This is a genomic window from Tumebacillus permanentifrigoris (assembly GCF_003148565.1).
GTDB classification, from domain to species: Bacteria; Bacillota; Bacilli; order Tumebacillales; family Tumebacillaceae; genus Tumebacillus; species Tumebacillus permanentifrigoris.
In genome coordinates this window covers 208,974-220,550 of the sequence record NZ_QGGL01000009.1, presented here as the reverse complement: position 1 = coordinate 220,550, position 11,577 = coordinate 208,974, and the positions used below count along the sequence as shown (strand labels likewise).

Genomic DNA, 11,577 nt, shown 5'->3' with positions numbered 1-11,577 from the left:
CGCGAAGCCCCCCTCAAGATAAGACTTCCCACACGGTCAACGTGGTAAGACCCCCAGTAGAAGACTGGGTTGATAGGCTGGGTGTGTACGTGCCGCGAGGCATTTAGCTGACCAGTACTAATAGGTCGAGGGCTTATCCTACGAAATGCAAGGTCTTATACTCACAAAGTTGCAGCATCCAGTGTATCAAGTTTGTTTTGCGATCATGGCGGAATTGGCAGACGCGCAAGATTCAGGTTCTTGTGGGGGCAACCCTGTGGAGGTTCAAGTCCTCTTGATCGCACCATTGATGGAGAGATGTCCGAGTTTGGTCGAAGGAGCACGATTGGAAATCGTGTAGGCGGGAAACCGTCTCAAGGGTTCGAATCCCTTTCTCTCCGCCATCATGCCGCTTTAGCTCAGTTGGTAGAGCGATTCACTCGTAATGAATAGGTCATCGGTTCGATTCCGGTAAGCGGCACCAGTTTTATCCTCTTTACAGATGTTACAGAAACCGAATAGGCCGGAGTGGCGGAATGGCAGACGCATTCGACTCAAAATCGAACGGGAAACCGTGGGGGTTCGAGTCCCTTCTCCGGCACCATTTCTGTAACGGAATGTAGCGCAGCTTGGTAGCGCGCACGCTTCGGGAGCGTGAGGTCCAGGGTTCGAATCCCTGCATTCCGACCATCTACAAAAGGCACACTTCTCTACTGAGATGTGTGCCTTTTTTGTACAATCTAGCGGAACCAAACACCTGCGAGATCAGGAGCATTCAGTAGAATCGTAGACCTTATGCGTGGTGAACCTCTACGAGAGCGGAATTTGTTTCTGAATGCCCGATCAGGCGTGTTGTGCCATCGCCGCCAGCATGGTAAGATAACTCTTGTCGCCGCGATGAGCGGTGTTGTACAAACGAAATTCTGCAGAGATATGTGCGGTGATCGCGCTGTCGCTTGACGACAGTGAGGAAAGTCCACGCTCGCCTGAGCTGAGATGCTCAGAGTTCGGATGCCTGATGAATAAATAAGTCAGGGCAGCCTGCAAGGGCTGACGGCGGGGAACTCAGCTACGTCCTTCGGGATATGCTGCTACTACCCTGAAAGTGCCACAGTGACGAATCTCCTTGGAAACGAGGAGGGTGGAACGAGGTAAACCCCATCTGCGAGAAACCCAAACTATGGTCGGGGAACTGCCCGGAGGGAACTAGAAACTCTGAACTGAAGGGCGGATCGACAATCGTCGATAGATAGATGGTTACCACTCGTAGTGCGAGGTCTAATCAGCCGTTTGGAGCACAGAGTAACAAAACGTGGCTTACAACAATCTCTGCATTCCGATTTTGCCGGTGTAGCTCAGTTGGTAGAGCAACTGACTTGTAATCAGTAGGTCGAGGGTTCGATTCCTTTCGCCGGCACCATTTTTACCTTCAACATCAAGTAACTTCATATTATCGCGGGGTGGAGCAGTTGGCAGCTCGTCGGGCTCATAACCCGAAGGTCACAGGTTCAAGTCCTGTCCCCGCAACCACATGGAGCTGTGGTGTAGTGGCCTAACATGTCCGCCTGTCACGCGGAAGACCGCGGGTTCGAATCCCGTCAGCTCCGCCATTTCGGAATGTAGCGCAGCTTGGTAGCGCGCACGCTTCGGGAGCGTGAGGTCCAGGGTTCGAATCCCTGCATTCCGACCATCCTATCTTAAAAAAGACCCGATTCTCTCACAGAGAATCGGGTCTTTTTTGCATATCCTTTTTTGCGTACCTTAGAAGAGCGATTTGTAGGCTTCCAGAGCTTGTTTGTAATAATCACCCTGCATCAAATCGACACCGATGATCTGCAACAGGTCGGCGGGCGGCAACGAATTGCCTTTGGCCAACATCTGCAGGTAGCGGTCCGCCAATGGCAAGCCGCCCTCTTGGTGCAGGGACGAGGCCAGCGTCACCGCGATGCAGCTGGCGATCGGAGCGGTATAGGTCGTGAAGCACTCGTAGAGATTCGTGACGCGCACCCAATCATCAGCCGCTTCCGCTGCAGCAAACTCCTCGCCGTAGTACGTTGCCAGCAGCGTCGAATACAACTCACCCAACAGCGGGGCTGTCAAAAACGCCCCCTCCTCAATCTGGTCGTGGACATGCCGTTCAAACTCAGCCAGCAAGGCTTGACGGAAAAACGCCGTCTGGAACTTCTCAACAGCAAGCGTTGTGAGGTAGGAACGCTCCTCCTCGTCTGTTGCCATGTCCAGCAGATGGAGCAGCACCAGCCATTCGTTGGTCAACGCTGCGATTTCGCTTGGAATCACCGAGGCTTCCGCGGCGAAGAACGGCTGGCGGCGGTTGGCGAGTCGCAAGTGCAGAGCATGTCCCAATTCATGCGCAAGCGTCAGCAGGCTGTCTACTGTGTTCCGGTAGTTCATCAGCACGACGGGGCGACGGGCGTAGACGTTGGTCGTGTACACGGTCGGCATCGGCGCATCTGGCACGATGTGGGTAAACGACTCGCGCACGTACTGCACGTATTCCGGGCCGAGCGGTTGCAAGGCGGCAGTCAGTACCTGTTCTGCGTCTTTCAACGTATAGGTGCGGCTGACAGCAGGTGCCAGCGGGGCGAACAGGTCATACCAACGCAGGGCATCCCCGGCCTCTCCTCGACGCTGACGGCGCAATTCGAGCGAGGCTTGGAACGCGGGCGCATGCTTGCGGGCCACTTCGAGGAGGTGGTCGTAAAGTTCGCCCTCCACTTGATCACGGTGCATCGCCGCTTCGAAGGAAGAGGTGAAACCTCGGAGGTTTGCAGCTTGTTGTTCCTTTTTCACATAGCCGTGGTACAGCGAGGAAAGCGTTTCCACATGCTGGTGCAGTCCGCCGAGGAAGGACTGTGCCACACGTTGGCGAAACGCGCGATCTGGGTCGCTGAGCAATGTGCGGTAGTTGCTCCACGTGAGCGTTACCGTCCCGTTATCCGGGTGTTCCACCGGCACGAACTTGAGTTCGCGAAGCAGGAGCGTTTTGGCCGACTCCTCAAAGTGTTGGCCAACCGAATCGAGTGCGGCCAACGCCGACCGCAATTCGGGGGCGCCTCCGTGGGTCCAAGCGTGGTTTACGCGTAGCAGGAACGGTCGATAGCGTACCAACTCCGGTTGTTCGGCCGTGAACGCGTCAAACTGCGCCATGTCGATCTGGAGCAACTCATCGAGCAGAAACGACGTCAATTCTTCCACATATAAGCTATTTTCCTCGGCGCGGGCAAATCGTTGGGCGGATTCGTCCGAATCCGGGTTGAGGTCGAAGCCCAGTTGCCCGTAGACAAACACGGATTCCACCTCGATCAAGATCCGTTCAAACTGACGCAGCACTTCCCACAACTTCGCTGGGGACTCACAGACTACGTCTTCAAACTCCGCCTTGAAACCCTCAGTTTTGGCTTGCACCCGCGCCATCGCAGCATCCCATGCGGCGACATTTGGATAGATGGCTTCCAATACGGACGGCATATACAGGTTCTTGGTCATACAGGTGCCTCCTTAGATGGGTCCACTTTAGTTATGATGTCAAGATCCAGCTGTTATTCTAATCATATCATCTAAGCCATTTACATTTCAATTGTAACAAAAAAAGACCAAGTGCGCAGAGCACTTGGTCTTCTCTTATTTCCAATAAAACACGGTCGTATAAATCCAACTGGCAAGCCCGATGATCAGCAGGCCGATGAACACTTCGGAGTACGGAATCCGGTAATCAAACAGGATCTTGGATAAAAAGCTGGCAAAGAGCTCCACTCCGCCGATCCATATCATGATCGACGCCAGCGAGCGCACGGTTTGGCGACGCATGTTGGTGCTCCTCTCTAGGTTCCAAATCAACAAGGGCAATAGATCCGAGTCATAGTTGTGCATGTCTACTCCTATGATACCTGTGCAGGGCGTCTCCCTCAACCCTTGCGATTCTCGAAACTTTGACAATTCTGTGCACGGAATGGAGACGGAATGGAGTCGGGTGCCGAATACTGTCATCATGGGGAGTCCGTTCAGCGGGCAAGATACAGTCAAGCAGGAGGGGTTGCGATGCGAAAACACGAGGACGAGAAGCAAGGCGACCGCAAGCCAGGACGACCGACGGAGCGGGTGCGCGATGATCACGCCACGCTGCCGGATGAGACGAGATTTCTCTCCAGCCAAATTCAACGCCTGGCCGTCCAGATGGAGCGCGCCAACTTCGCGGAGTATGTGCAACTCATGCAACGCCCGAGACGCCTGATCTTTCTCAACTTTGTGTCTGGGATGTCACGTGGAGTCGGCATTGCGTTAGGGTTTACGATCGTCGCCGCTGTGATTTTGTATGTGTTACAGAAAGTAGCTGTGTTGAACTTGCCGATCATCGGGGACTTTATCGCCGATATCGTGCGGATCGTCGATGCGCAGTTGCACACTTCTTCGTACTAGATGAGCACGAGAGGAAGGGGGAGTTTGGCAATGACGTTGACACAGACCCAACTGCAGAAATTACGGTCCTCATTGGAGGAAGAACTGACCGAACTCCGGGACATGATGGATGATCGGTTTGGGATGGGCGAATCGCAGGAGACGATGACCGACGAGCTGTCGTTCTATGACAATCATCCTGCTGACCTCGGGAGCGAAACGTTCGAGCGTGGCAAGGACTTGGCACTTCGGGAACATCATTCGATCCGCCTGAACGAAGTCGATGCGGCCATCGAGCGCATGGAGGATGGAACTTACGGGACCTGCGTGCATTGCAACCAGGAGATCCCGTTCGCTCGTCTGGAAGTTGAGCCGGCTGCGGAATTCTGTGTGGATTGTCAGGAGCAAGCCGATGCGCGCGAAGTGCAGGCGAACCGTCCTGTTGAGGAGAACTTCCTGTTCCCAGGCTTTGGCCGTAGCGATATGGACGAGAATGACGAAGACTACAATGGTTTCGACGGCGAGGACGCGTGGCAGGCGGTTGCGCGGTACGGGACAGCCTCTGGCAACGACGACAATCCGTTTTTCATGGGCAATGAGACCAACCACATGTACATCGAGGCTGATGAGCGCATCGGGTATGTGGAGGACTTGGAGGGCTTCCTGATCGCGGATATCAACGGGAACCCCATCGAGCCCGGCTTTATCCGCAATGAGCCGTATCGCCGTGCATTTGAAGAAGCGGGGGACGGCGGAGAGATGTATTAAAAAAGAGACCAACCGCAAGTCGGTTGGTCTCTTGTCTTTATTCTCCTCTCTATGCTATACTTGGCACGCTAAAAAAGGCCGGAACTTCTCCGGGAGAGGTGTGACAGCATGTATTTTTACGTTTTGATCGCCCTCGTGGTTGGCATCGACCAATGGGTGAAATACTACGTTCGTACGCATCTGGAAATCGGTCAGTCCGTCACATGGATCGACGGGGTGATCAATCTCAGTTCGCACCGCAACGCGGGTGCAGCGTTCAGCATCATGGAAGGGCAGCAGTGGTTTTTCATCTTGTCTTCGCTCCTCGTCGTCGCCGCTGTGATCTATTACCGTCGCAAGGGTGATCTCAAACGCGGCTCGCTGATGGAATTCGGCGTGGCGTTGCTCGTCGGCGGGGCGATCGGCAACATGATCGACCGGATGGTGTTTGGCGTGGTCACCGACTTTTTTGACTTGCAGTTCGTGCGGTTTGCGATCTTCAACGTGGCCGATGTGGCGATTAACGTAGCTGTCGGGTTGATGGTGCTGTCCATTTTGATCGAGACGTTCAAGCCGAAGACCCAGAAAGTCGTGGAGTAGGAGGAAGTCCCATGTCCCAATCTCAACAAGCAGACCTGCAGCTCGAAACTGAGGAGCAAGAACTCGAACCGACGTTCACATGGACCGTCGAGGAGGAACACGCAGGGGAGCGCGCCGACAAGTTGATCACCGAACGGGTGAGCGAAGTGTCCCGCTCGCAAGTGCAAGAACTGATCGAACAGGAACAAGTCTTGGTCAACGACAAAAAGATCAAGGCCAACTATAAAGTCAAAACCGGTGATGTCGTCGCGTTAACGCTTCCCGCACCTGTCGAAGTCAAGCTGGAGCCGGAGGATATCCCGCTGGACGTCCGCTATGAGGACGCCGATGTGATCGTCGTCAACAAGGCGCGCGGCATGGTTGTACACCCGGCGGTCGGGCATTATAGCGGGACGCTCGTCAACGCGCTGATGTTCCATTGCAAGGACCTCTCCGGCATCAATGGGGAGGTGCGCCCAGGCATCGTACACCGCATTGACAAGGACACGTCCGGCCTGCTGATGGCCGCGAAAAACGACAACGCCCATCGCAACCTCTCGCACCAATTGAAGGAGCACACCGTGACCCGCAAGTATTTGGCGATCGTGCACGGCGTGATCGCACATGATCTCGGGACGGTGGACGCCCCCATTGGTCGTCACACGGTGCATCGTCAGCAGATGGCGGTGTTGCGCGAGAACGGGCGCGAGGCGGTCACGCACTTCCAAGTGCTCGAACGTCTGCCGAAGCACACCGTCGTGGAGTTGAAGCTGGAGACCGGTCGAACCCACCAGATTCGCGTCCACATGGACTTCATCGGACACCCGCTCGTCGGCGACCCGAAGTACGGAAACCAAAAGCGCAACCGCTATGGCCATCTCATCGAAGGTCAGGCGCTGCATGCGCAAGTGCTAGGCTTTGAGCATCCGCGCACGGGTGAATATCTGGAATTCTCCACCGATATCCCGGAAGAGATGCAGAAACTGATCGACTTTTTACGACAGGACGCTTGACGGTACGTTGGTAAACTGCTAGACTTGCCAATAGAACTTAATAGTTCCTTTAAACTGATCCAGTGAGGTCGGTAAGGAGTCCGGATAGTCGCTCTGCGGAGCGGCGCTTGTGAGGGGCATGCTGTGCCCTTTTGCGAAAAAGGCTTCTTTCCCTCTGGGAAGGAAGCCTTTTTTGTTGGACTCAAAGGAAGGGGGAGTTGTGATGTCGTTGGTGGCGAAAACGGTGCTGATGGACGAGCAAGGCGTGCGCCGGGCGCTGACCCGGATTGCACACGAGATTGTGGAGAAAAACAAAGGCACCGAGGACTTGGTGCTGGTCGGGATCAAGACGCGCGGCATCCACCTCGCGAAACGGCTGGCGGAGCGCATCGAGCAGTTCGAAGGTGTGCGACTGCCGGTCGGGTCGCTCGACATCACGCTCTACCGCGACGATCTCAAGTTGCGTTCAGAACAGCCGGTGGTCCACGGGTCGGAGATCGACTGTGAGATCTCCGACCGCCATGTGGTGCTCGTCGACGATGTGCTGTTCACCGGACGCACGGTGCGGGCTGCGCTGGACGCCTTGATCGACATCGGACGCCCGCGCCAGATTCAATTGGCGGTGCTGGTCGACCGCGGTCACCGCGAACTGCCGATCCGCCCAGACTATGTGGGCAAAAACGTCCCGACCTCGCGCGGCGAAGTCGTGGCGGTGCATCTGCAAGAAACCGACGAGGACGATCGTGTGATCATTCTCGAAGACGACTCAGTTTGATCGCAGGTAGACAAGATAATAGCAGCACTCTTTAACCGGGTCCCGTGAGGCGCGAAAGGGTGGCTACTACGCTCGACAGGGCGGTCTGCGGACCGTCGGGTGGTCGGCGTGTACCCTCTCTGCGCCTGCGCACGAGAGGGTTTTTGATACGAGGAGGAGACAGACAACATGGCGAAACAACAACGCATCGTAGACGTGCATGAGCGCCTGCCGCTCGGACAATCGCTTCCGCTCTCCCTCCAACATCTGTTCGCGATGTTTGGGGCGACGGTGCTGGTGCCGTTCTTGACGGGGCTGAATCCGTCGGTAGCACTTTTGACGAGTGGGATCGGGACGTTGATCTACATCATCTTGACCAAAGGCAAGATCCCAGGCTACCTCGGGTCGTCGTTCGCCTTCATCGGGCCGATCATCGCGGTCTCGAAGTCGCAAGGGGTCGGAGCGGCGCTGTTCGGGTGCTTGCTATCGGGTCTGGTGTACGTCCTCGTCGCCGTGTTGGTGCGCTATGCAGGGACGCGTTGGATTGACCGTCTGTTGCCGCCGGTGGTGGTCGGGTCGATCGTGATCGTCATCGGGTTGGGTTTGGCAGGTACGGCGGTTGACATGGCATCGAAGGACTGGGGCGTCGCTTCGGTCGCCTTGCTGATCGCGATCATCGCGAGCGCGTTTTTCCGTGGCTTCCTCGGGGTGATTCCGATCCTGCTGGGGATCATCGGCGGGTATGTGTTCGCCTTGGTACAAGGGCTGGTGGATTTCGCAGGGGTCGGCAGTGCGGCTTGGTTCGCGGCTCCGGCGTTCACGATGCCGACAGTTTCTTGGACGGCAGCCATCGTGATCGCTCCCGTGGCTCTGGTGACGATCGCAGAACACATCGGGCATCTGATGGTCACGGAGAATATCGTCGGCCGCAATTTGATGAAAGACCCGGGCCTGCACCGCTCGATGCTCGGGGATGGCGTGGCGACGGGGATCGCAGCTCTGCTGGGCGGCCCGCCGAGCACGACTTACGGCGAGAACATCGGGGTCATGGCGATCACCCGCGTGTATTCGGTCTGGGTGATCGGGGGAGCTGCTGTGTTCGCCATCCTGTTCTCCTTCATCGGGAAGTTCTCGGCGCTCATCTCCTCAATTCCGGTGCCCGTCATGGGCGGCATCTCGCTCCTGCTGTTCGGGATCATCGCCTCCGCTGGGCTTCGGATGCTGGTGGAGAGTGGGATCAACTACAATCACAAGCGCAATCTGATCATCTCCAGCGTCATTCTGGTGCTGGGGGTCGGCGGTGCGAAAATTCATATCGGCGATCTGCAGATCGAAGGCATGGCGCTTGCGACCTTCGCCGGGATTCTACTCAACTTGGTGCTACCGCGCGGGTTGAATGAGGAGCCTGTCGAGGTGAAGTCGGGGAGCGTGCTGCATTAACCTAGAAGTCACCTTTAATTCAATCCGAGAGGTTGGAAAGGTGAGTCGCCTGAAACGAGACAGGTTCGTTCTGTCTGTTTGAGACTCCCTTCCGCGTGTGGAATGGAGTCTTTTTTACGAAAAATGGAGGGGGTTGCCGAGATGTATCATGTGTTGAGTGCACACCAGTTTGATCGTGGGCAGATGGATGAGCTGTTCAAGACGGCGGAGATCATGGAGTTCAACGCGCGAAAGGGCGGGCTGAATTTGCTGGGTGGCAAGATCATGGCGGCCCTGTTTTTTGAGCCGAGCACGCGGACGCGGTTTAGTTTTGAGTCCGCGATGATGCGGTTGGGGGGACAGGTGATCTCCACTGAAAATGCGGCGCAGTTTTCGTCCGCGATCAAGGGGGAGACGTTGGAGGACTCGATCCGGGTCATCTCCTCGTATGCAGATGTGATCGTGATGCGCCACAATGAGGTTGGCGCCGCGATGCGGGCGGCGAAGGTTGCAACGGTGCCGGTGATCAACGCCGGCGACGGGGCCGGCGAGCACCCGACACAGGCTCTGCTGGACTTGTACACGATTCAGAAGGAGATCGGGCGGATCGATGGCGTGAAGGTTGCGATGGTCGGCGATCTCACTTATGGCCGCACCGTGCATTCGCTGGCGTACCTCTTGGCAAAGTATGAAGGGGTTACCATGTACTTCGTCTCCCCGGAAAACTGCCCAGTGCCGGAGAAGGTCAAGGCGTTTTTGGATGAGCAGGGTGTGGTGTATTTTGAGGAAACCGATTTGGGAAGAGTAGCTGAGGTTGTGGATGTGCTTTACATGACGCGGATTCAGAAGGAACGGTTCCCTGATGAGGCGGAGTATACGAAGGCGGCAGGGGTTTATAAGATCGATGCTGGGGTGCTCGAGTTGATGAAAAAGCAATCGATCATCCTACATCCACTGCCGAGAGCGGGGGAGATTTCGCCAGAGGTTGATTCGGACTCTCGCGCAGCTTACTTCCGGCAGGCGAAGAATGGGGTTTATATTCGGATGGCTCTGCTGGCTTACTGTCTGGAAGAGGGTCGGGTGGTGCGTGATACATCGGCGTTGGAGAGCCTGTTGAAGTAGTTGAGTGAGGTGGTTGCGGGGGATTGTGCCCGCTCCCGGTGTCAGGTAGTTCCTACGGGCTCGGTAGAACGGGCCTCCCTTGGATTAGGGTAAGGCGGTTGGGAGGGCCCGTTCTAAAGTCGCCTCTTCGGATCTACCTGCCACCGTCCGCTGTTGATAGATTTCTTTTTCGAAAAGGAGGAGTTTTGTGTGGGTCTTTTGTTAAAAGGCGGTCGCCTTCTGAATTTGGAAACGGGTTCGCTTGAGTCGCTGGATGTGCTGGTCGAGGGCTCCACGATCTCTCGCATCGCGAACTCGATTGAGGCGGATGGACATGAAGTTGTAGGTCTGGATGGCTTGACCATCCTCCCAGGGTTCATTGATATGCATGTCCATCTGCGTCAACCGGGGTTTGAAGGGAAAGAAACCATCGCCACTGGCACGCGGGCCGCAGCTCGCGGCGGCTACACCAAGGTCGCCTGCATGCCGAACACCCGCCCCGTGCTCGATACACCCGAACAGATGAAGTACGTGTACGAGGTAACCGCTCGCGAGGGTTCCTGCACGGTGCTGCCTTATGGCGCGATTACCAAAGGCGAACTGGGCGAGGAGTTGACCGACATCGCCGGTCTGCGTTCTGCAGGCGCTGTTGCAATCACCGATGACGGTGTCGGCGTCCAGTCTTCCTCCCTGATGCGCGAAGCCATGCGCATCGCGGCATCGCTGGATGTCCCCGTGGTCATTCACTCGGAGGACGAGGATCTGGCGAAGGATGGTTGCATGAATGAAGGCGTGGTTTCCCAACGCCTCGGTCTGCCGGGCATCCCCGGTTTGGCGGAGAGCGCGATGATCGCTCGCGATATTCTGCTGGCTCAAGAGACGGGCGCTCATCTGCATGTCTGCCACATCTCGGACGCGTGGTCGGTTGAATTGGTGCGCTGGGCGAAGTCGATGGGCCTTCGTGTCACGACAGAGGTCACGCCTCACCATCTGCTGTTGACAGAGTCCATCATCGATGCCACGGATGGTGAGGATGCCAACATGAAGGTCAATCCGCCCCTTCGAGCGGAGCGAGATCGTCTTGCCTGCCTGAATGGCTTGCTAGACGGCACGATCGATATGATCGCGACCGATCATGCGCCACACACGCCAGAGGAGAAGCAACGCCCGTTCCGGACCGCCCCGTTTGGCTTCGTCGGTCTGGAGTTCGCCTTCTCGGTTCTGTATACCGAACTGGTGGAAAAAAGCGGCTCGTTGCCGCTGCATGAACTGGTCAAAAAGTTTGCCACGAATCCGGCGGAGGTCTTTAATCTGAGCGGCGGTCGCGTGGTGGAGGGCGGAATCGCCGACATCACGGTCGTCGATCTGGAGGCAGAGCGTGTGGTTGCCCCGGACGAGTTTTATTCAAAAGGTCGCAACACTCCGTTTGCAGGGCAAAAGGCCAAGGGTTGGACGGTTCTGACTGTGAATGAAGGTCGGATTACTTATCAAGCGTAGCAAGAGCGGCAAGACGCGGGGGAGGGAGTCTGAGTCCAAGTGGACTCGCCCTCTTCCGCTCACAGCACGATTTTTCAGAAGGGTGGAGTAGTC

Annotated in this window: 10 protein-coding genes, 9 tRNA genes, 1 rRNA gene and 1 other RNA gene; 19 read left to right on the top strand and 2 right to left on the bottom strand. The window is 56.4% G+C overall.

Features of this window, described 5'->3' with window-relative positions; all coding sequences use genetic code 11:
• From C7459_RS12335 to C7459_RS12285, 11 genes are all read left to right on the top strand, one after another.
• Positions 1–141 (top strand): 23S ribosomal RNA (locus C7459_RS12335); the annotation flags it as partial.
• A 58-nt stretch (positions 142–199) separates the two neighbouring features.
• Positions 200–286, top strand: a tRNA-Leu gene (locus C7459_RS12330).
• 5 nt (positions 287–291) lie between these two features.
• A tRNA-Ser gene (locus tag C7459_RS12325) sits at positions 292–383 on the top strand.
• 4 nt (positions 384–387) lie between these two features.
• Positions 388–463, top strand: a tRNA-Thr gene (locus C7459_RS12320).
• A 38-nt stretch (positions 464–501) separates the two neighbouring features.
• Positions 502–583, top strand: a tRNA-Leu gene (locus C7459_RS12315).
• 9 nt (positions 584–592) lie between these two features.
• A tRNA-Pro gene (locus C7459_RS12310) sits at positions 593–669 on the top strand.
• A 241-nt stretch (positions 670–910) separates the two neighbouring features.
• Positions 911–1,304: RNase P RNA component class B (gene rnpB, locus C7459_RS12305), an RNA gene on the top strand.
• Between the two features lie 19 nt (positions 1,305–1,323).
• A tRNA-Thr gene (locus C7459_RS12300) sits at positions 1,324–1,399 on the top strand.
• Between the two features lie 34 nt (positions 1,400–1,433).
• A tRNA-Met gene (locus C7459_RS12295) sits at positions 1,434–1,509 on the top strand.
• A 3-nt stretch (positions 1,510–1,512) separates the two neighbouring features.
• Positions 1,513–1,589: transfer RNA gene (locus tag C7459_RS12290), tRNA-Asp, on the top strand.
• A 3-nt stretch (positions 1,590–1,592) separates the two neighbouring features.
• Positions 1,593–1,669, top strand: a tRNA-Pro gene (locus C7459_RS12285).
• A 71-nt stretch (positions 1,670–1,740) separates the two neighbouring features.
• Here the strand turns inward: C7459_RS12285 and C7459_RS12280 are convergent.
• Together C7459_RS12280 and C7459_RS12275 are read right to left on the bottom strand one after the other, a co-directional pair.
• Positions 1,741–3,486, bottom strand: a complete 1,746-nt coding sequence (locus tag C7459_RS12280) for a M3 family oligoendopeptidase (RefSeq protein ID WP_109689603.1) — start codon at positions 3,484–3,486, stop codon at positions 1,741–1,743.
• A gap of 135 nt (positions 3,487–3,621) precedes the next feature.
• The gene (locus C7459_RS12275; RefSeq protein ID WP_146200996.1) at positions 3,622–3,807 is read right to left on the bottom strand and encodes a hypothetical protein; all 186 of its coding nucleotides are present in this window, start codon (positions 3,805–3,807) and stop codon (positions 3,622–3,624) included.
• A 231-nt stretch (positions 3,808–4,038) separates the two neighbouring features.
• Between C7459_RS12275 and C7459_RS23860 the strand changes: the two genes are divergently transcribed.
• The 8 genes from C7459_RS23860 (at position 4,039) to C7459_RS12235 (ending at position 11,484) form a co-directional block, all read left to right on the top strand.
• Positions 4,039–4,416 carry a DUF5665 domain-containing protein gene (locus C7459_RS23860; RefSeq protein ID WP_245884508.1) on the top strand — a complete coding sequence of 126 codons (378 nt, stop codon included), beginning with the start codon at positions 4,039–4,041 and terminating at the stop codon, positions 4,414–4,416.
• Between the two features lie 30 nt (positions 4,417–4,446).
• Positions 4,447–5,163 (top strand): TraR/DksA C4-type zinc finger protein, encoded by a 717-nt coding sequence (locus tag C7459_RS12265; protein WP_170119437.1) that lies wholly within the window; start codon positions 4,447–4,449, stop codon positions 5,161–5,163.
• Positions 5,164–5,271: 108 nt separating this feature from the next.
• Positions 5,272–5,742, top strand: a complete 471-nt coding sequence (gene lspA, locus C7459_RS12260; RefSeq protein ID WP_109689600.1) for a signal peptidase II — start codon at positions 5,272–5,274, stop codon at positions 5,740–5,742.
• 11 nt (positions 5,743–5,753) lie between these two features.
• Positions 5,754–6,734: an RluA family pseudouridine synthase gene (locus C7459_RS12255; RefSeq protein WP_109689599.1), complete on the top strand. Its 981-nt coding sequence runs from the start codon at positions 5,754–5,756 to the stop codon at positions 6,732–6,734.
• Positions 6,735–6,942: 208 nt separating this feature from the next.
• Positions 6,943–7,488, top strand: coding sequence for a bifunctional pyr operon transcriptional regulator/uracil phosphoribosyltransferase PyrR (gene pyrR, locus C7459_RS12250; protein ID WP_146200997.1), 546 nt, complete (start codon positions 6,943–6,945; stop codon positions 7,486–7,488).
• Between the two features lie 168 nt (positions 7,489–7,656).
• On the top strand, positions 7,657–8,907 hold the full coding sequence (gene uraA, locus C7459_RS12245; RefSeq protein ID WP_109689597.1) for a uracil permease: 1,251 nt from the start codon (positions 7,657–7,659) through the stop codon (positions 8,905–8,907).
• A 141-nt stretch (positions 8,908–9,048) separates the two neighbouring features.
• Positions 9,049–10,008, top strand: coding sequence for an aspartate carbamoyltransferase (gene pyrB, locus C7459_RS12240; RefSeq protein WP_109689596.1), 960 nt, complete (start codon positions 9,049–9,051; stop codon positions 10,006–10,008).
• Positions 10,009–10,197: 189 nt separating this feature from the next.
• Complete coding sequence (locus tag C7459_RS12235; protein WP_109689595.1) at positions 10,198–11,484, top strand: dihydroorotase; 1,287 nt, start codon at positions 10,198–10,200, stop codon at positions 11,482–11,484.
• The last annotated feature ends 93 nt before the right edge of the window (positions 11,485–11,577 follow it).